This window comes from Sanguibacteroides sp. AM78-02pH3A (genome assembly GCF_027666085.1).
In the GTDB taxonomy this organism is placed as follows: Bacteria; Bacteroidota; Bacteroidia; order Bacteroidales; family Marinifilaceae; genus Gabonibacter; species Gabonibacter massiliensis.
Map to the genome: position 1 here is coordinate 223,209 of NZ_JAQEHX010000001.1, position 20,463 is coordinate 243,671.

Consider the following 20,463-nt stretch of genomic DNA (forward strand, 5'->3'; position numbering starts at 1 on the left):
TCCTTTCTTAGCATAATGAAGGCTATTCCAGTCAAAATAGAGTTGCCATGTGCGCAATTGCTTTTGCAAATTTGCGACAAATATATTTTAATTGTATCTGACTAACCCTCATTCTTGAAAAAACATATGAGCAGGTATCATTCTGATTGTCATGCCGTACTTCTCAAATGTATCACTTTGGTTGAGGGTTACGATACTTCCTTCTTTTATGCCGAGATTCTGCATGGCTACAAGCAAACCGTTGTATTCTCTTTCAAAATTCTCATCGTCTATGGTCAGGCATACCTGTATGGCTTCTTTTACCGTACCCTTTTCCATTGTGATGAAATCACATTCGCCACGGTCTTTGTAATAAAAGATATGCTTGTATTTCCGGCGTAAATGCAAAAATACGAGATTCTCTAAACGTCTTCCCATATTGTCGCTTATCGATACAGCGTTTTCCGTATAGATTCCCAAGTCCATAACATATATCTTTTTGGGATTACGTGCCTGTACTTTCAATGAATGACTGAATATGGGGATAAATTCAAATAGATAAGCATCTTTCAGGAATGAAAAATATTCCAGAAAAGTAGCCGGTGATTTGATATCAAACATTCCAACGAGCTTGTTTGCAGAAACGAGATTCCCTATATTCGTTATCAGGTATGCTGTTAATTGCCTCAATGAGATTACATCACGGATATTATTCCTGACAGCTATATCCCGCATTAATATATCGTCCACTAATGCATTAAGAATAATAGATGCTCCGGTTTTAAGATATTCGGGTATTCCTCCGTTTTTCAGATAATCCATTACGGTGTTCTCTCCGCTATTTAATGTTTTAAACCGGATAAATTCCGAATAAGAAAAAGGAAACAATTCCATAGGCAAATGCCTGCCTGTTAAATGTGTTCCTAATTCTACACTAAGCATAGAAGCGTTGGAACCTGTTATAAATACCTTGTATCTTTCGCGCAAAAGCTGATTGATATACGTTTCCCATCCTTTGACAGTTTGTATTTCATCAAAGAAGAGTACTTTTATTCCGCGTTTCTCTATTTCCCGGTGAAGGCGTACAAGGTCTCCGGTTTCAAAACCGGATAGACGTATATCATCGAAATTGAGGTATATGGCATCCTGATAATCCCGGCGAAGCAGTTGCAGAAGCAAGGTACTTTTTCCGCATCGGCGTATTCCGGTTATTATCGTGGCAAACGAATCTGCAACGGGTATTTCAGAGAGCGCATCACGGGTGAAACCGGAATCTCGTTTTAAAAAAGTTTCCCGCTGTGCATCCATAACTAAAGCTATTTCTTCCTGTCGTATCATGTTCTTAACTAGAATATGGATAATCTTTCACTGTAAAGATACGAAATCTTTCGATATAATGAAAGAAATCTTTTATTTAAAATGAAAGAAGTCGTATTCTCTTAAAGTTGGTAAGTTTTAAGAAGTAGTTTTACCCTGTGGGAAAGGGCTTTGCTTTGGAATTTGTCGCAATAGTCCATCAACAAATGTTTGTTCAAATCGTCATTCAGAAAATCTTCGTCTAAACGTAATTCTTCCAATTCTTGTTCGCTATCGTAGAATGGGTAAAGGTATAACAAATCGAGTAATGCCTTTTCGGGTGTGGCAAACTGTATTATTCGGTTATCTGCCATTGGCTTCAACACATATCCAAACATCAAATTTTCTTTGACACTATGATAAGAGTATTCTCCAATGCCATTGCTAAATGATGCGGTTTTCAACGATGATATACTAACAATTTGCATGATCGCTTCCGGTATCATCCCATAGAACGACAATGCCGTATGCAGGCTAATGTAGGATGGCTGATAAATACGGTTAGCAAAATACAATGGATAATCCGGTTTACGCTTATATTCGGAAAAAGTGAAATATCCCTGTCGTAGCCGGATAAGATAGCCTTTCTTAATCCAACGGGTAAGGTTGTTTCGGTTAAAATCGGGTTGCCATGTATATACCTGATAGATATTGAAGTATGCCAAATCGAATAGCTGATTCTTAAATTCCAGAAAGGTCATTTCCTTATTTTGTTTCTATTATGCTGTGAATATTGTGCATTTCAGAAATAAAACAAAATGTTAAAACAAGTTAGAGGCATTTTTGTCTTGTTAGCAAGACGGAAATATGCTGTTTTTGTTCTACCTATAAGACAAAATGATTTTGTTTTAGAACTAACATCGGACTTCTACTCTGCAACCGCTACAACTGTTACAGCGGTTACAGAGTAGGATACACCAATAACTTAGTAGTGAAACTACTGTAAATCATCCTTCGCTTCCTCCGGTTCAGGACTTTGACTACCTTGCCAGTCACCTACAATTTTATCCCAATCAATAACTCTTTTCTTTTTCCCAATCCAAATATCCCAGAATTCGGGGTCATTTGATTTTGGCCTGTGTTTTTTAGGTAAATGATTCATCTCGACTAATACCGGAATAGGAAATGCCCATCCCACAAGAATTGCTTTTCTGGAAGGCAATATTGGTAATTCTTTTAATAGTCCACTTAAACTGTCAGGAACAAGTTTCTTCACTAATTCTTGGTCTCTGTCATTTACAATCCGATGCAGCAGGAATGTATTGCACTGGGAAAGGACGGTCTGTGATAGCTCAGAAGGCCTTTGAGAAGACAAAACCATACTTAGTCCAAATTTTCGACCTTCTCTTGCGATTCTCTCAAATGTCTCTAAACAAATATTTCCATTTGTGCCAAAATCTTGTAAGAAAGTATGAGCTTCTTCAAGAACTATAGTGGTAGGAAGTTCTTGTTTATTAATTTTGCGGTAACGCTGTACGGCTTCAAAAGTCAAACGAGATAATACAGCTACCACAATATGTATTATATCAGAAGGAATTAATGATAAATCAATTAGTGTTATTTGTCCATTTTCTGCATCATTAGCTCCGATATATAAATTTAACCATTCTATAAGAGATATATCATCTGTAGGCTGAACAACTCCATTAAGTCTTTCATCAGCGAACAAGAATCTCATTCTTAAAGAAAGCATCTGGACAAATTGTAATATATTTCCTCCTTGATTTTCGGCTAATTGTTCCAAATAGGGTATCAAATCATTTAACTCAAAAAAGATGGGAGTATCTGGATTAATTTTACATATATCCGTTGTTTCTGAACTGATTAATGATATGACATTATCTAATTTATTTATTATATTGCTAACATCCTCAAATGAAAAATTATTAAAGCCGGATTTTCCACTTGAATTCCACGTACGAGAGTTCAATAAATTGTTATAATCAGTCTCAAATGTAGTATATGCTTGTAAAAGGTCGTTGGCCTCTGATGGGATATACCCATTTTTCATATAATCAATATCTGTACGAATGTTGGTTAATACAGAGGAAAATTCCATAAACCTACCATAATCTGCACCTTTGAGAGGAATATTACTAAGATAAGAATTTAAGTTGTTTCTTGTTGTTGTTAGAAACGAATGTACCTTTACTAAATTCGAATTCTGTAATTGCTTTCCTTTTTTTAAATCAAGTAAAGTTTGTAATAATAATGGCCTTTGAGCTCCCGGTGCAGCTTGTGAAAAACTAATCCATTCATGCGAATTCCACATCCATGCAGGTAATTTTAGCTGGTCAAATCCATTTTCAGAATCATCCAATTTAATAGCAAAACGCTTAACTTTTCTTTCCCCTAAATCATCGAAGGCATTGAAGTATTCTCCATTTGGGTCTAATATAATAAACCTTGAATTTAAGGGCTTATCGTTATTCACTTTATTTTTTTCAGCTTCGGTCAATGACCATCTAATCAAACCCGCAACAGAACATGACTTTCCACTCCCTGTATTCCCTAGTACCGCCAAATGGCGCCCAAATAATTTATCAGGGTTTACTTTTATAGAAGCATTGCTGGCCAGAGGTGAAACACCAATCTCTATTTTTCCATCTGGATTTTCGACAATTGCGTTTAATTGCCTATCTGTTGGCAGAATAACATTATCTCCAACAGAAGGAAAACTATACACTCCTCTTTCTATCTCGAAATTATTTTCTTTAGTTTTTTTTAGAATACCCAAGGGCGTTACTATCATTTTCCGTAGAGGAAAAGGAAGGTCTATTAATTCAAAATCTCGAAAGCCCTTTCTAATTGGATAATTCGAATATTGAATGCCAATCCAATTAATTACAGCAACAATAGCCCCTGTTTCATTTGGAATTAAGACATAACCATTTATCTTGGGGAAATGAGTGGGTACTCCAGTGTTAATTGCAATATTCTGGGGTGCATTAGTTTCAAGTAAAACCTTAATCTCAGAAGGCGATACAGATTCTATAGTACCAATCGTTAAATTCCGTATTTCATCAAAGTCAAAAAATGTACTCATAATCATTGGTATTATTTATCTTGGGAATCTCCAGAATCTACCGGATTCTTTTGGTTAGTAATGCCTCTCTTCTCCAAATTTTTCACAAATCTTTCTTGTATTCTATCAATTGCAGCTTTGGGTAAATAATTCTTCACTAAAGGTTCTATACTTCCAATATGATTACCGACAATTAAGGTAACCTGCGCTGGGTTTACTGAGTCATAAAATTTTTTAATCCGCCCTGAAGCAGTATCGTATGAAATGATTACCAAATGAGTTGATGGTAAGGTCAACATATCTCCTATAACCCTGTTTATATGCGAATCACCAAATCCATATCCGTATGTAATGATAACTGAGTTTGGTCTGCAAACAGCAGAAGAAAAATCTCTAAACAATTCAGAATAGGGGAAATATGCAGTATCTATACCTTTCGATGAATTCGGATAAATTACGGAAAAATCTTTGGGATTTTCTGGTATTAAGGGAGTATCCTCTTTTACTCCAAATTCAAGAGGAATTTTGGAAATTGTATTTGATTCAAATTTCCAATCTATAGAGCCATGTAATTTAGTGAACCTGATAACCCCTTCCACATACCTGGGTTCTCCTCTAATTCCGGGTGGATTATAATGATAATCAAGTTCTAACTTTGTTGTCCGGAATATAGGTTTTATTTTTCCAATGAATCTATCTATGGTTAATATTCCGGCAGAATCAAGGCCAATCTCAATAAAACGGTCATAATTAGTGGTAAAAATATTCGTTCTTTCTCTAGTTGCAGTTCTGCTCGAGAAACTAATCAAGAATGATTTCAATATTCCTAATACTTCACTAAACTTAGTACTATTCACAAACTCTCTCTCCGTTTTTATCACATTTCTTATGAATAGGCTCAATTTCGTATTAACCTCTTTTTCAAGAATAGCTGCATCGGCATGTTTTAGGATTTTCAATCCATGCAATAATTCTAATGCACACCTGAAATCATCCTCTATATTAGCATTCCCTCGTCCTAATTCGACCGCACTTTTCTCAGACCACTCTTTAATGTTATCCTTATTACAGTCAAAATCAATTCGGCCCATGCCTTGAGATGGTACTTCGGCTAAGAATGCTAATGCAGCTGTTAGTCCTGTACCAGTTAACAAGGAGAAATGTTCACTTTGGAAAATAGCCGTTAGCCAAGGCTCTATTTTATTTCGAAGAAAATCTATTTTAGATTCATCAATATCACTAGAGCTAAACGAATCTATGTCGTTATTTATTTTCAGAATATTCTCTGCATCCCAATCGATTTCTGTCATAATGCTATATTTTTAATATTTTCAAAGTAATGTATTTGTGAGTATTCAGGCAATACCCTCTTACAAAGATAGATAAAAAAGAGAGTTAACTGACTCTTTTGTTAAAAACTATTTAACAGACAGCATTTCCAACAAATTGTTTGACTCCTCTTCAATCCACTGATTCTTTTTTATCAGTTGGTTAATCAAGTCTATTTCCTTTGCCGTGAAATAACTTGGGTCTAACCCTGAAAAAGTAATTGAATGATTCCATTTGCTGTTATGATGTGGGGAATCAACTGGCAACCTGTTTTGAAAATTGGAAGGATAAAGTAAAATGACCTCTTTCCCTTTCGATTTTAGAATGTCTTTTATCCGACAATAAATTTTCAGACCGTCATAGTCCCAATCGCAGGAATAATATAATGGTTTACTGAGTTTCTGAGGGCTGATATGATGAATATTCGAAGTGTTATTTCCTCCAACATACCAGAGTTCTATGTTGTGTTGGCGAGCAACATTTGGAGTTTTTAGAAAATCAAGATTCTCACAAAACACAACCAATTCGGGATTTAGGCAATCAATTACAAATCTCCATTGAAGGACTTTAGGGTCTTCCGATGGAAAGTTTTCAATATTCAGTATTTTGAGAACCATTTTGTCCAATCCCGGACGATTTTCCAAATATTTAGACCCTCCATATTTGAATACTTCACCGGAAAACGTACGGCGAGTAGTTAATGATTTTCTCGCCTCTTCCCGTTGATCTGCAATAAGCATTAAAGTTTGTATATCTCTTACCGTACATGTTTTTCGTCCGTCTGCTTCCGGGTCAATTGAAAGAAGGAAGTCTTCGTATTGCTGGAAATCATGTAGAAAGTTCTTCTCATAATAATCCTTATACCCGTCAAGAGCTACAAAATAGTTACTGTTACCATGTTGGTATCCGATAAGTTTCCGGCTGAGAAGATGTTTTATTTGACTGTCGGATTTATTTCCGGCAGGAATTTTCTTTTGTATATATAATGTATTCATGGCTTTCAAAATCCGCCATGTTAAATCGCTTTTCATACCTCAATTACTTCTTTTAGGTTGTCATTAATGTCTGTTCTACTACGAATCGCCATTGGTGTATAATTAATGTTTACATCAACATCCGGGTTCCTGTGAAGAATATAGATAAACTGCTCATCATAGCGTCCTAGTGGATTAATTGCAAATGTTACAATTTGATAATCGTATTCTTGAGCAATTTCGTATAACAAGTCAAAGTTACTTCCCAACCCTTCGGCTTCATCAATGGGCATAAAACGGATACCAGTATCCTTGTTATAATCTTTACTGCCGACGATGGATAATCTTGCAATACACAGCGATGCAATGGCAGCATAAGTTTGTCCGGTGCTTCCTTTATTTGATTTTCCGCTTGAATCTTGCATTTCAAGACTCAGTTCCATGTAAGAATTGGGGTCTAACAAGTCGTCGATGGTTATATCATTATTTCGATTGTCTGCCAATTCTTTGAATGCTTCCAGAATTTTTTCGTCGATTGATACGACTGAGGATAATTTATCGGCAATTGAGATTTCAAATAAATTAAGTTGTTCTCCTGCTTTTCTTTTAAAGGCAGATAACCAATCAATAGGAAATTCTTTGACTGAATTCTTGACCAAGTTTAGTTTGTAATTTCCGCTGATTCGCTTTTCTCCTCCACCAAAGAAACGATTTATTTTACGTATAATATCCTCTTGTGTGCTGATAGCCGAATATACATCATCCAGCAAGTCTTCTATTTTCCGTATTTTTTTAGAATTTAAATCTCTATTTTTATCATTAATTTGTTTTAAGTGCGTTTCTATTTTACTAATAACTTCTTCTTCGATTACCTTTTCGTGTCCAAAAATATTAGGAAGTAAATGAGCAACTAAGTCTGTAAAATCTTTGCTTTCCCCTTCGAACCGGTACGATTCACTTGCAATAAAATCATTAACTATTCCCTCAAATTGAGCATCATAATTACTCTTAGCTCTAATATACGTTTCCTTTTCCTGCTGAACTTGTGCCTGGGTTATTGAGTTCATATTTTCTTTATCGGCTGGCAATTTTTGATAAAGAGATTTGTAAGTTTTCTCTTTATTCCGCAACTCAATCGTAAGTGTATCAAACGTTGATTTATCATTCCTAAGAGATTCAATTAAATCAATATACTCTTTCTGAATGTCAAATTCCGTTGCGAAAGAATCGACTTTATCATCACTGTCATAATAAAAATTCAAATCGTAACTATATGACTGATTGATTGCAAACAGTTGAGCAATATCTGACAGTAACGTAGCATCGTTTTCGATACTGCTTAATAATTCTTCGGCTTTCTTGACTTTTGCAGGTAACTTTTCGAGAACTGACTTACTTTCATTTTGTGCATCAATAGCCTCTTTATATTTTTGTTGGGCTTGTTTGTATTCCCTTTCAATGGCATCTTTCCGTTTCAAACAATCCAAGTAAGATTGAAATTTTTCCACGCTTATATCCAGCAACTTCACTTCTTTGTAATTTGTCAATTCTTTTTTTCTCTGATATACCTCAATAGCATTGGCAGCATTGTTTAGTTCTAAAAAAATATCATTTAGGCAATTAAGTTGCTTCCGTTCATCTAGCAGTTGCTTTTTCTGTTGTTCAATATTTTGCGATTGTAATTCGAAGTACTTATTTATTACATCTTGGTCAATCGTGTTAAATCGCTGTTCGGAAACATATTCAACGTATTCCCAAACTCCATTTAAGTCAATCCAGAATCCGTTCTTTTTTTCTTCAACTTTAGGCTTGTCAAATAATGCGGAAGGTAAAGGTAAATAGCGTTCTCGTTTAATCGGATTTTCCGGTTGATTACGTTTTAATGTTTGAAAATGTAACATCAAACTTTCCTCTATTTTCGTCAACGGACGATTGAGTGAAATAGCCCATCGTACCAATGAATCGGGATTATTGATATCGGTGTATTCCGACAAAAGTTCAAGATTTTCCAAACTTGACTTTATCTCATCGATTCGCTTTGCAAAATACTCATTACCAATCTTTAATCCTTTCATCCATTCAGATTGCTCGAAGAATGATTGTATATTTTTATTTGATAGTTTTGATATGAATTCTTGAAGAATAGTATTCCGCTCTTTCAATCTTTGGTAGTCCTGATAAACTATTTCAAGAGTTTTCTCATCAATTCTTAAATCATCAATCAATTTTCGAGCATCATTCAATGTAGTATATCGCTGCTTAGTAGAAAAATGAATATCAGACCTTCTTTGTACATCTTCATCAATACTACTTTTTGTTTTTTGCATTTGAATAATATCCTTCGTTGCGGCATTTATCAACTGTTTTAAGCAGTAAGAGGCTATCAGTATTTTTTCTGAATTTGTTGATATTTTATCTGATAAACGTTTATACTCTTCACGATGGAATAACAATTCTGAGGTAAGATATTCTTGTTCCTTGTTGTTTTTAGTTTCTAACAATGATTTTAAAGAACATATCCGCTGATATTTTCTTGTCAATAGATTAATGGCATCCAAATTCTGCCCATAAGAAAGGATAGTACTTTCAAGATCTTTGACTATCTGAACATATTTATTGTGTAATTCTTTTCTTTTTTCCTGCCCGAATAAAAAATCTAGAAGGCTGTTGCTTTCTTTTGTGTTTAAGTTTTTTCCGCGAGAAAAAGACTGAATAATTTTTGCGTAATCACTCAACGACTTATCATTAGCGGACAAATCCAAAGGAAGGATATTATTGTTGTATAAAATACGATGGTATGCACTAATTCGTTCCCATTTTTTGAATACCAGTTGTTTTTCCTCCATTGCTTCTATTAATTCATCTAAATCCAAAATCGTATCCCCATTTTTAAAGTCAGATGCTTTCAAAGGAACGTGCATCGAAACCAATTTCTCGTTTTCAATTTCCGTACTCGATTGTATGATAAATGGCTTTGTATGTTTGCTTGTACTTTCAAAATAGACTCCAATAACAACAAATTGTTCACTGGCGGTTTCAATGTTCAGAAATGCATAAGCTATATTTGTTCCTTTTCCCGAAGTCGTTAAAACCAATCCATCCGGGTCGCGTCTTTCTTTCAACGTGGCTGTTGCCGATTTGAAAGCTGTCGAGCCAACAAATATCAATTGGAGTAAATCGGCAATAATGCTTTTGCCCGAAGCACTATCTCCCATGAAGTCAGTTCGTGTCGGATGAAACTCATAATCGTTCTCCTGATGATGAATGAGTCCTATAGTGGATAAACTATGAATTCGCGGGTAATTTTTCATCCTGACTTTCTTTTAATATTTCGTCGATATTGTTAATATAGGGGGCAAACTCACGTGTTAGCCTGCGAAATGAAGGTAATATCTCAAAACTATCGCCATCCATTTCAATCCATTTTATTTTGCTGAATTCATCAAAGGCATTTTTGATACAAGCATCTATTTTTTCGTCATTAAATTGTGTTGCCTTTTCTTTCTTTGCTTTGGCCAAAGTTTTTATTATGCCAGGCTTCAAATCGGGGTAATCGAGTTTTATTATTCGTTGAAACTTACTCAACGAGTTAAGCTCAATATTGCAATCATTATAGTAAACCTTGTATAGAAGTAAGCCGACAATGATATTTTCTTTTGACATGAGATGTTTGTGGTTTGTCGGAATTCCATTCTTCAAATCAGGACAAAATTTGAGATAAAAATATGTTTCGGAATCATTGCCTCCTTGTTCGAGTTCAAGTCCCCAAAACTCACGATAATATTGTGCCAATGTCGGATAAAACCGTCGTAAGTATGAGCACAGCTCTTTCTGTTTCCCGTACTCCTGAATATGCACTCCGTCTTTTAATGCAAAATCAAGCAATGCAAAAAGTTCTTTACCTTGCTTACAATCCAAAAAATCGTATGGATTTTTTATTTCTGTTTCATCCAAATATCCCATATCGCGTATTTATATTTTTCTTCCTGAATCATTTTTTCCGGGTTAATCTCAACCTGCCATCTGTCATGCTTATCATAATAGTCGATTGCCTGATATATAATGCTGACAGCCAGTTGCAAATCTTCATTATGAAATTCCAGTATTTTGAAAAAAATATCAGACAGATGATATTCTTTGGTATGCCGGGATTCTCGTTTTATCCTTTCCAACCATTGGTTAATATGGCTTTGCCTAACCAGAATCATGTTACTTTGTTGATGTGCAGCAGCTTCCTTTATCGGGTCATTGATATATAAAGGGGATTGGTTCCGCTTTCCGGTAAAGAGTTCATCTCGTCGTTCAACTATTGTAAAATTCGAAGGTGAAAAACGGGTAACAAAACTTTCGCTCGCAACAGGAAGTATTAATTCTCCAAGAACAACCTGACTTTTATCTAGTAAATAGGTTAGAAATTTTTCAACTTTTGTGTCAAATAAATGGCGGTTCAACGAACCAAAGAATTGTTGTATTTTAGGTTGTATTTTATCAATCCGGGAATCAACCATGTTAAGCAGAGTCCTGACGCTCTCAAAGTAATTGATTACATCGGATACTTTGTCATCAATTTCGGCATTTTCTCTTGCTGGATGTGCCATTAAGATTGATTTTATACGGTCTATTTCACGAAATGCACCACGTAATTCCCCATTTTGCTTGCGTATTTCATCCAGTTTATTCTCAATATCTCGTAGAGCGACAACCAAAGAATCATTATTGTTCAGTTTGGCTTTTTCGCTTAGTTCTGCAACCGACTTGTCAATTTGTTGATTTAAATAATCAATCTGCTCTTTGAGATGCGATTTGGCTTTGTCAAAATGTGCTTCTAGCCAAATAGTCAGGTCTTTTTCTTCAGTGATATCTTTTAGGTTTGTATACAAGTCTGTGCAAGTAATTTCAATTACAGTAGGATTAAATCTGTCGGAAAGCATCTTAAATACTTTGTCGCATAGGTAAGAGGCATATTCTTTAAACGTGTAAGTCTGGTTTTCTTCATCGTACAACAGGAAAAATTCCTGCAAAGCCATGATTTGAGAATTGTAATATTCCCACTGTTGCCGTTCTCTTTTTTCCTTGTTTATTGTACTTGCTTCGTCAAATGCATTTCGGATATCTTTTTCCTTAAATACTCCTTTGTCAAAATATCCGTTTTGCACTCTCTCATACAACCATATAATAGCCAACCCTTGCTCTTTCTTGGGGAAGAACAGCTCATAGGTATTCTCTATTGCTATATGGTCGAAGATTGATGACATAAACTATTTGCTCTTATGTCACCAAAGTTACAACTTTTATTAATATTTACGCTAAATTAGTGATGATTTATACAAAACCGGCAGATTTCATCAAGCGGTTAAAAGCATAAACGGGGCATTTACATGTATTGTCTAATTTTTAATATGCAAAGGGTACCTTTAGATTGACGGAAGTTATTCTTATGCTCTGGATATTCTCGCTGAATTTCATCTTCACAAACGGCTGGGAAGCGATGAGTGCGAAATAACCGGAAAGGCATGGGAAATACTTGTAGAACTTTAAATATATTTGTAGTAATCTTCCTTAGTATTAATGTTGCAATATTTTTCACATGTTTTTGCATGATTAATTATATATCCGCTATATCCGACATATTTTAGAATTAATGAACTTATGAGAGTGTATAGTTTGCCCGACGCATACATCATGTAGTTATTAATGTCACATGTTTCAGTTCTAGTGCTATTAGCCAAGTGTGTATTTCCATGTAATAAATCATTTCGATGCTCAATCATAGCAATATCCTCCGGTGTTAGCTCAATACCCAATTGTTCAAATGGCTGAATCAGTTTTTCTATATTACTTAATTGCTTCATATTCTTTATAGGCTTATTTAGCTCGGATAATCGCCTTCTAAGTTTCAGAACATCATCATCGGATTCAAATTCTGTAGAGTACGAATCAATTATGCTTTCCAGCTCTTTCAAGATTTTTTGGAATAATTTCTTGTTTTTAATTGGCTTTTTTTCTTCCACTATAGGAGTACATACTATTTTTGAAAGTGATTCCAATATAATTGCGTAGATGCTAGGTATTAACAGCAAAGAACGGATGCTCTCACTCTCAATCATCATTGTTACAACAGACGAAAAACGCTCATTAGAATAAATCAATGACACCAGATTTGAAAAACATTTTGCTGACATAACGTTCAATTTGTCTAAATAATTCTCAGCAGGGGTTTTTCGAAATTGTATGAAGTTGTATGGATTTGTATGTATCGGATAATACAATGATGTCATTGCCAGTCTAACGTGATTCGTGTAATAATAATCTTTATTGCCTGAGAAATAGAAGATTTCACCACCCGGCATATATCCCATTACAAATCCTAATGCTTGTTGAATCGCATAACAATAATTGGCAAAATCATCAAAGGACATATCCTGAAAAGCCTCGATAACATAGTACCCTTCATTTTTCTGCTTAATTTGTAGTACATTAAATTGAAGGTCTTTAAAATTTATACGAACACACTGAGCACTATATATTTTCTCAGAATCACTATACCTTATCGTTTCTAACTGGAAACGATAAGTATTCAATTTTGAAAGACTTGTTGGTATGAAACATCGGAACTGCGAGGTAAAATCAGGAGAGAATGTATCTTCTCTCAAATATCGAATCGAACATAAAGTATTAGAAAAAATACCATCTTTTCCAACCTTCATATCTCGCATATCCACATATAAAGTGGTAAAAATACGTTGTCCTAATTCAGTTTCTATTATAACGTTCTCAAGACAATCTTTTTCAATGCGAATAGGCAATTTCAAAGACAATTTATTTCCCTCTTTAAGTAAAATTCCCTCCGACAGAAATTTATCCCCTTCAAATACGGAAACAGATTTTGATATTAGCACATCCAAATCGTTTATTATTTCTAGTTCATTAGCAAAGTCTTTTATGTTATCCTTGTTATCTTTCATAATAATTCAAGACTAAATATTTTTAGCAAAGATACATATAGATATGTCCGCAATCTTTTTGCATAACTAGAATTATTTATGAAAGTCTTGGTTCTTGTTTCTTCTTTTTCTTGGGTTTCAGTGGTTGTTGCTCATCCATTGGACTGACATCCGTAGCTGATGAAAGTATAGAAAACAAAGAAGATAACCACTTTCACTTGTTTGTTGGTGTATTCATTGATTTACAGACGTACTAATTTGTTGTTGTATTGAAGCATCTGAAAACGTTTTTAAATTTGTGTTTGTTTGCATTTTTACATTTTCATCTGTTTGCATATCAATAATCGTTTCTTTTCATTGGCAAAAAAACTCATTTTTTTGAATTCTTATTTGCTTATTTCATTAGCCTATGTCGATTTTCAGATAGATAAGTGTGGACACTGTAAATTTGTTATTTGTGGTTCTTGTTGTCATATTTTGTTTACTATTTTGCAAGACGGGGTAAATTTATTTGTTGTCATGTTTTGGTTAGAAGGAAATTTTGTAGCTGAAATTCGGTACGATTGCTTTTACGGATAATTTTTCGACAGCTTGTAATTTTTCGTTGTAGATATACCCGTGTTGGCCGGTGTTGCCGCTGATATTGAGGATTTTTAATGAAAACTCGTGGGAGGTTTTGCGCTTGTTTATTTTGTAGCTGATTGTAATGTCCGAGGTTAAAGCTGAAGGGAATTGTTTGCTGAAAGCTTTTGTTTCATCGAAGACAATATCATGTTTGTTTTCCGAAGCGTTTATATCGATAGGGGTAAAACGGTCTCCTCCCTGGTAGCTGAAGCGGATGTTGCCGCTAAATATGTTTTGTTTGAACTTACCGATCATCCATTCTTTACCGATCAAACCGTTGAAAATGTATCCCCGATTGAATCTCGTGTTGCGCCATTTTCCATCGCCACCCGTGTATTTGGAGTCGAAAACAGAACCGGATACTAACCAATAGTATCCTTTATCCAAATAGCGTTCCAAGGTGATATCTATCCCGTAGTTTTTACCTTTCCCTTTATTAACCAATGCTTTGTCTAAATAGTAATCGTCGTAATTGATAATGGAAAACGATGTGCCGTTTTCTACTGGAACGTGGAACAAAAATTGATAATAAGGTTCGATTTTCAGGTGAATGTTGCTTGATATTTGCCAATCATAGGATAACACAAAATGGTGAGCTTTGGCAAGATCCAAATCCGTATTCACTGATTTATCGTCGATTTTCACGTAGTAGTAATCTAATTTTTCTCGACGACTATGTAAACCGTATGCGGCCGATAATACATGTTCGGGAGCCACTTTGTATTTGAATCCGATTCTGGGTTCTACGGACCAGTTTTGATTAAGCGTAAATAGTTGAACCGTAAATCCCACGTTTGCCGTTAACTTGTCGGAAAGGTTAAAGACGGAGTTACTGTACGCTGAAATCATCGCGCTTGAACCGTTGCCTTTTACAATTTGCCGTATGGGAGAAACCGGAACTAAAGAGTCGCTAAGCTTGAAATCTAAATCGTAAAAAAGTCCGGAAACCGTAATCCCTGTCCGGTTTGTATGACGATTTCCGAATTTCTTGTTTATGTAAGAGCTAAATACCAGGTTCCAATCTCCATTCTGTATATCGACAATAGGGGTAGCGGGTGTGTTGACACTATTGTCGAAAATCGTAACGTGTTGCTTGATTTTAGAATAAGTGATTGCCAATGAATTTTTTAAATAGGTACCTTTCCCGAGAGAAATTCGGTGATTGATTCCTCCTACTAATTTTGCCAAATTGGTTTCTATATTTTGTCTGTCCGAAACACTTTTCCATTTGTCTTTTTCTAAAGAAGCTTTAACATGATTATTGTCCAATAACCCGAGTCCCCAGATCGAAAATGTACCTGATTTACGAGTCGGGAAATTGAGTTTAAAAGATAAATCTTGGTATTTCAGGTTTAAATCACCGATAAAACCACTAATTAATCCTGTTGCGGAGTAACGATAATTGACAATATAGGAGCTTCTTTTTTGACGGTTTATCGGGCCTTCCGAGGCTAAGTCGAGTCCTAATAGCCCTAATTGAACCGTGTGTTCATATTTTTGATTGTTGCCGTTACGGATTGACATATCAAATACTCCGGATAAGGCATTACTGTATTCAGCCGGAAAGGCCCCGTTAAAAAAATCGGAATTTCCCATCACCTGACTGCTTAACGCGGTAAAAATACCACCGCCTAGTCCGGTCATGTCTGCAAAATGAGTGGGATTGGGAATCTCGACTCCCTCTAAACGCCATTGCAGAAATTGAGGAGAATTACCGTGAATGGAGATACTATTAGTTGCTAAATTCCCCGCTATACCAGCGAAGGAAGAGACTAATCGGGCCGGGTCGTCAAAACCTCCGGCGAAACGGTTGGTTTCTTCTACGCTGAACATTCTTGCCCCGGCAAGAGCCATCGGGTTAAGCGGTTGTTCTTTATTGATAGTCGGACTGACAACCACTTCCTCTAATTTTAAAACCTTTTCTTGCAAAGTGATCTCGTTGAAGCTCTCTTTTGCCGAGGTAAGTAACTGTTCCCTGATCACAAATGTCTCGTATCCTAAAAATGAAGCTTTTAAATCGTACCTTCCTATCGGAACATTTTTTATACTGAAACATCCGGTGGAATCGGTTGTCGTGCCTTGATTCGTGTTGCTTATTATAACGGTTACGTGTAGAAGAGGTTCTCCGGAATTGGCATCCTTGACAATCCCGCGTACCGTTTGTGTCGGTTTCCCGTTCGTCGTTTCTTTTTTTTCTTTGATTTGGGGAATGATTATAACGTGGTATTCGTTTATTTTGTACGTGAATCCGCTTCCTTTCAGCAATATGTTCAATACCTTTCTTAGTGGTTCGTTTTTTATATTTATCGTGATTTTACGTTTCGCATCGAATGTTGTAGAGTTGTATGCGACGGTATATCTACTTTGTGTTTCAATCTGTTCGAAGGCTTTTTTAAAGGTTATGTTATCTCCTTTAATCGTTACTTTCTCCTCTTGTGCCATTATCGTGACCGAAATAAATAGTAGTGCCATTAAGCTTAAATAGTTCTTCAAATTCTTCATTTTATGATTATCGTTATTGTTTTACCGTTAGTCGTGTAGGTGAAATTTCCTGTTACTTCCTGTAACACACTCAAAATTTGGTTTAATCCTTCTTTGTTGTTGAATTTTATCGAATACCTGTCCCCGGATAATATCGTTTGTGAAAGGGTGAACTTCACGTCGAACCGACGTTCTAATTCTGTTAAAATCTCACGCAGGGTAAGTTCGTTAAATAGTAGTGAACCGTCCCGCCAATAAGCGGGATTATTTGAAACCTCTTGTATGGAGGTATTTTTATCGACAGTGTTATAAACCAATTTTTGATTCGGTCGTAACATGTATTTTTCCTCGGGTAACGATACCGCTACCTTTCCGCTTATCAGGGTTGTCGTTATGGATGTGTCTTCGGGATAGGCTTTTACGTTGAATTGTGTTCCCAAAACTTCGACACTAATGTCTTTAGTGGAAACCTCGAAACGTTTGTATTCACTTCGTACCACGGAGAAATAGGCTTCTCCGGTTAACGTTACACGACGAAGTGTATCGTTGAATTTTTCAGGATAACTGATTTTACCGCATGCATTCAACCATACGGTCGAACCGTCGGGCAGTTTGATCTCTTTTTGTTCCCCGGCAAGAGTTATGACCTCAATCGTTTTTATTTGCGATGATTGATAGATCAATATGCCTGTTAAAACAAATAGAGGAACAAGTACGGCCGCGACACGCCGGGTGAGGTGTCTTAACGACCGACCTCGGGAACTTCTCATCCCGATTTTTGTATTTACCTCTTTCAGCGATTGATAAACCGCGGCATTCGCCTTGCCGTCGATTTGTTCCCAGATATGGGACAACACTCTGTTTTTTGGCCGTGTATGTTCACCTTCGATCAACCACCGCTGAATCTTCGTCTCGATATCGGGATCATGCCGTTTGTTGAAAAATTTCGTTATGAGTTCATAAATATAATTCTTCATGATTTTAAAATTTTACGGAGACGTTTCCTCCTGATTGATAGCTCCATTTCTCTTTTTTGTTATCATATAGGTATTGGGATCCGATCCCGATTTGTGAACCGCCGCCGAGGTTCAATATTATCGAAGTTTCTATTCCGCTTCGTGGAAAAAGAAAATCCACGGGAGTATTTAAAGCAGAACCGATAAAATATTGTCCCCGGATTCTGCATTCCAATCGGTCGGTTATGGAATAATCGAGATTAAATCTTATGCCCGAACGGTCGGCTCCATAAAGGGAGGCGTTTGTAAATTGTTTTATCGCGAGCACCCCGCCCGTCAGGCTTAATTTATTGTTGAGTCGCCATCCTAAAGCCATATAGGCCAGATTATAACTTGCGAGATTTAAATATTGCTTTTGCTCTCCCGCCAAAAAAACAAACAGTCGCTTGTTGAACGAGTATAAACCTGCATGTCTATAGTTTACCGGGAAAAGTCGAATATCCTCTTTTCCGGTAGCTCTATTGTAGAAAATTGTTTTGAGGCCTTTGTGATCAGTCGGGAATAATTTATGACTGCTTTTAATTAATGAAATAGGCTTGTTCATCGTCGTTTTTTTCTCTATCGAGAGAATCTCTTTCTTTTTTTCATTTTGTGCCATTGCCTGAATTGTCATCAACACACACGCTATTATAAAAAGTATTTTTCGTTTCATATTGCACTGTTTTGTCTGTATTACAATTTACAGAGGCAATACTCCCGACCTGTTTAGAGAAAAAATAAGAGAAATAAAGAAATTATTTTACGGAGTTCTTGTAATGCCAGACTGAGTTGATTCTCTACCGTCTTTTTGGTTATTCCTAATTTTGCTGCAATATCGCTATTCGACATCCCTTTCTCCCTGCTCAGGATGTAAATCCTGCGTCGTTGTATAGGCATTTCGTTTATTGTCATTTCAATAAGCAGACTTATTTCCCGTGCAAAAAGTTCATCTTCCGGAGTGGAGACTTTGCTTCTCGCCGGAAAATTATCTGCGTATGTCTGTTTGACTAATTTATGTTTAAGAAAATTGAAGGCCGTATTTTTCGCGATAGTATAAAGGTATGCGCCGAGAGGTTTCTCGACATTTAAAGTTTCACGGTTCGTCCATAGCTTGACAAACACATCCTGGGCCAATTCTTCCGCATCTGCTTCCGATTTGATAATTCCACCGATAAAGAGTTTCACTCTTTTAAAATAATCGATGAATATGTCCTCGAAAGCCTTGTGGTTGCCATCACGCAACGCTTCAACTTTTGCTTTTTCCATCTTTTGTAATATAATACAACTAAGTAAGGAAACACACCCGGTCTGATTTGTAAAATTCTTCTTTATTTTTTCAGATCACTTACTGATAGCTCTATTTTTTATTTGCGAAACAACTAATATTGTAATGTAAGGAGTAATATAAGCAGATTTATTTGATTGTTTCTGAATAAACGTGAAATAATAAAGGTTTGATCGTTTCTTTTGTTTTCGGGTGAAGATGTGTTAATAAATGAAAATTCATGACCCGAAAATTCTCAATTTCTAAATTCTAAAATCGTAGAATCTATAATCAGAAATCTACATAGAAATAACCCATTGCACCCGTCCCTGTGGGTTACCTTAAATTCAGCACAAGGGAATAGACTACATTGATAACAATGTGTTATCTCTTTCTCTATGCAACAGAGATGAAATGTGCTACATTTATCACATCGCACTCTATTCAATTCTGCCCCCTTACAAGGCTTTTTCTCGCGTGTGTAGGTTGGGCAGCCACCGCAAAATACTCCACAAGCAGGAACCCGACCATCATATGGTTTTTATTATTCTCATCTCTTTTGCCATCCAGAAGTTGGTCAAACAGAGTTTATTTGCTTGTCGCTTTTGCTCTGTCGTTACAATATAGCCTTGTTTCTCGAAGAATGGACGTGCGGTCAAACTTACTTCTGATGTTATTTTTGTGATTCCATTCTCTTTGACAAATTGTTCTATATCATTTAATAACAAAGTAGCTATTCCTTTGCCTTGAAAGTCTTTGTGAACAAACATCGAGTGTAAATAACCTTGCGATGTAACGGATGAGAAGCCTACAATTTGTGATGATCGATTGATAGCTACAATAAAATAGTGAGACTCTATCATCTCGCTTATTTTGGAAATATCTTCTCCGCAGGATGCCCAATCTTCCACCTCCTCTTGGGAGTAATCACGTCCGTTAATGGTCAATACGGTACTTTTAAATAATTCCTTTATTTCTTCAATATCGTCGTGCGTGGCTTGACGAATGGAAAATGGACACAGCTTCATTCTAAGTATCGGAAACGGATTTCCTTGTTCATCCAACTCGGTGCGTTCAAACACTTTAAATCCGATATGGCTGTAAAACCCGGTGGCTTGCGGATTTTGTTCGTTTACATCAACGTACCGTACTTTATATTTGGCAATGGCAAACTCGATCAACTCCCTGCCGATTCCCTTGCCGAAGCAGTCCGGTGAGACAAAAAGCATTTCTATTTTGCTGCCTTGAATGCCCATAAATGCAACCTGATTCTGGCCGTCAGAGACTATGATGAGATTTTCAATTCCATTTAACCCCATCTTTACCTGACGTAAGTTTTTTAATATCCTCTTCTGTCAGAAAATGGTGTGTAGCACGTACGGATGCCTGCCACAAAGCGGTCAAGGCATCAATTAATATGTCTGTTCTGGTTGGATTTACGGTAATCATTTTTTATCCTTTCAAAATTTCAAATAAAACATTTTCAAAGATA

Annotated in this window: 14 protein-coding genes and 1 pseudogene; all 15 read right to left on the bottom strand. The window is 36.1% G+C overall.

Annotation, left to right across the window (positions count from 1 at the left end; all coding sequences use genetic code 11):
* Positions 1 to 108 precede the first annotated feature (108 nt).
* Positions 109 to 1,317, bottom strand: a complete 1,209-nt coding sequence (locus PGR74_RS00960) for an ATP-binding protein (RefSeq protein ID WP_270516591.1) — start codon at positions 1,315 to 1,317, stop codon at positions 109 to 111.
* A gap of 101 nt (positions 1,318 to 1,418) precedes the next feature.
* A complete protein-coding gene (locus tag PGR74_RS00965) occupies positions 1,419 to 2,036 on the bottom strand; it encodes a type IV toxin-antitoxin system AbiEi family antitoxin domain-containing protein (RefSeq protein WP_270516592.1) in 618 nt (205 codons plus the stop codon).
* 236 nt (positions 2,037 to 2,272) lie between these two features.
* On the bottom strand, positions 2,273 to 4,381 hold the full coding sequence (locus PGR74_RS00970) for an ATP-binding protein (RefSeq protein WP_270516593.1): 2,109 nt from the start codon (positions 4,379 to 4,381) through the stop codon (positions 2,273 to 2,275).
* Positions 4,382 to 4,392: 11 nt separating this feature from the next.
* Positions 4,393 to 5,670 (bottom strand): SIR2 family protein, encoded by a 1,278-nt coding sequence (locus PGR74_RS00975; protein WP_270516594.1) that lies wholly within the window; start codon positions 5,668 to 5,670, stop codon positions 4,393 to 4,395.
* A gap of 108 nt (positions 5,671 to 5,778) precedes the next feature.
* Complete coding sequence (locus PGR74_RS00980; RefSeq protein WP_270516595.1) at positions 5,779 to 6,720, bottom strand: hypothetical protein; 942 nt, start codon at positions 6,718 to 6,720, stop codon at positions 5,779 to 5,781.
* Positions 6,717 to 9,974 (bottom strand): hypothetical protein, encoded by a 3,258-nt coding sequence (locus tag PGR74_RS00985; protein WP_270516596.1) that lies wholly within the window; start codon positions 9,972 to 9,974, stop codon positions 6,717 to 6,719. The genes PGR74_RS00980 and PGR74_RS00985 overlap by 4 nt, the downstream gene beginning before the upstream one ends.
* The gene (locus PGR74_RS00990) at positions 9,949 to 10,626 is read right to left on the bottom strand and encodes a condensin complex protein MksE (RefSeq protein WP_270516597.1); all 678 of its coding nucleotides are present in this window, start codon (positions 10,624 to 10,626) and stop codon (positions 9,949 to 9,951) included. The genes PGR74_RS00985 and PGR74_RS00990 overlap by 26 nt, the downstream gene beginning before the upstream one ends.
* The gene (locus PGR74_RS00995) at positions 10,599 to 11,918 is read right to left on the bottom strand and encodes a hypothetical protein (RefSeq protein WP_270516598.1); all 1,320 of its coding nucleotides are present in this window, start codon (positions 11,916 to 11,918) and stop codon (positions 10,599 to 10,601) included. The genes PGR74_RS00990 and PGR74_RS00995 overlap by 28 nt, the downstream gene beginning before the upstream one ends.
* A 279-nt stretch (positions 11,919 to 12,197) precedes the next feature.
* Positions 12,198 to 13,628, bottom strand: coding sequence for a hypothetical protein (locus PGR74_RS01000; RefSeq protein WP_270516599.1), 1,431 nt, complete (start codon positions 13,626 to 13,628; stop codon positions 12,198 to 12,200).
* A 507-nt stretch (positions 13,629 to 14,135) separates the two neighbouring features.
* On the bottom strand, positions 14,136 to 16,733 hold the full coding sequence (locus tag PGR74_RS01005; protein WP_270516600.1) for a carboxypeptidase-like regulatory domain-containing protein: 2,598 nt from the start codon (positions 16,731 to 16,733) through the stop codon (positions 14,136 to 14,138).
* Positions 16,730 to 17,689 (bottom strand): FecR family protein, encoded by a 960-nt coding sequence (locus tag PGR74_RS01010; RefSeq protein ID WP_270516601.1) that lies wholly within the window; start codon positions 17,687 to 17,689, stop codon positions 16,730 to 16,732. The genes PGR74_RS01005 and PGR74_RS01010 overlap by 4 nt, the downstream gene beginning before the upstream one ends.
* A 4-nt stretch (positions 17,690 to 17,693) precedes the next feature.
* Positions 17,694 to 18,380 (bottom strand): hypothetical protein, encoded by a 687-nt coding sequence (locus tag PGR74_RS01015; protein WP_270516602.1) that lies wholly within the window; start codon positions 18,378 to 18,380, stop codon positions 17,694 to 17,696.
* Positions 18,381 to 18,433: 53 nt separating this feature from the next.
* Positions 18,434 to 18,973: an RNA polymerase sigma-70 factor gene (locus PGR74_RS01020; protein ID WP_270516603.1), complete on the bottom strand. Its 540-nt coding sequence runs from the start codon at positions 18,971 to 18,973 to the stop codon at positions 18,434 to 18,436.
* A 254-nt stretch (positions 18,974 to 19,227) separates the two neighbouring features.
* Positions 19,228 to 19,431: pseudogene (locus PGR74_RS14105) on the bottom strand (DUF3795 domain-containing protein); the annotation flags it as partial.
* Positions 19,432 to 19,501: 70 nt separating this feature from the next.
* Positions 19,502 to 20,290 carry a GNAT family N-acetyltransferase gene (locus tag PGR74_RS01025; protein WP_270516604.1) on the bottom strand — a complete coding sequence of 263 codons (789 nt, stop codon included), beginning with the start codon at positions 20,288 to 20,290 and terminating at the stop codon, positions 19,502 to 19,504.
* Positions 20,291 to 20,463: the final 173 nt, after the last annotated feature.

Excerpts from the sequence above, each read along its gene's own strand:
- PGR74_RS00960 (WP_270516591.1), bottom strand. The coding sequence starts at position 1,317 with ATGATACGACAGGAAGAAATAGCTTTAGTTATGGATGCACAGCGGGAA.
- PGR74_RS01025 (WP_270516604.1), bottom strand. The coding sequence starts at position 20,290 with ATGGGGTTAAATGGAATTGAAAATCTCATCATAGTCTCTGACGGCCAG.
- PGR74_RS00970 (WP_270516593.1), bottom strand. The coding sequence starts at position 4,381 with ATGAGTACATTTTTTGACTTTGATGAAATACGGAATTTAACGATTGGT.
- PGR74_RS01020 (WP_270516603.1), bottom strand. The coding sequence starts at position 18,973 with ATGGAAAAAGCAAAAGTTGAAGCGTTGCGTGATGGCAACCACAAGGCT.
- PGR74_RS00990 (WP_270516597.1), bottom strand. The coding sequence starts at position 10,626 with ATGGGATATTTGGATGAAACAGAAATAAAAAATCCATACGATTTTTTG.
- PGR74_RS01015 (WP_270516602.1), bottom strand. The coding sequence starts at position 18,380 with ATGAAACGAAAAATACTTTTTATAATAGCGTGTGTGTTGATGACAATT.
- PGR74_RS01005 (WP_270516600.1), bottom strand. The coding sequence starts at position 16,733 with ATGAAGAATTTGAAGAACTATTTAAGCTTAATGGCACTACTATTTATT.
- PGR74_RS01000 (WP_270516599.1), bottom strand. The coding sequence starts at position 13,628 with ATGAAAGATAACAAGGATAACATAAAAGACTTTGCTAATGAACTAGAA.
- PGR74_RS00965 (WP_270516592.1), bottom strand. The coding sequence starts at position 2,036 with ATGACCTTTCTGGAATTTAAGAATCAGCTATTCGATTTGGCATACTTC.
- PGR74_RS00995 (WP_270516598.1), bottom strand. The coding sequence starts at position 11,918 with ATGTCATCAATCTTCGACCATATAGCAATAGAGAATACCTATGAGCTG.
- PGR74_RS01010 (WP_270516601.1), bottom strand. The coding sequence starts at position 17,689 with ATGAAGAATTATATTTATGAACTCATAACGAAATTTTTCAACAAACGG.
- PGR74_RS00985 (WP_270516596.1), bottom strand. The coding sequence starts at position 9,974 with ATGAAAAATTACCCGCGAATTCATAGTTTATCCACTATAGGACTCATT.
- PGR74_RS00975 (WP_270516594.1), bottom strand. The coding sequence starts at position 5,670 with ATGACAGAAATCGATTGGGATGCAGAGAATATTCTGAAAATAAATAAC.
- PGR74_RS00980 (WP_270516595.1), bottom strand. The coding sequence starts at position 6,720 with ATGAAAAGCGATTTAACATGGCGGATTTTGAAAGCCATGAATACATTA.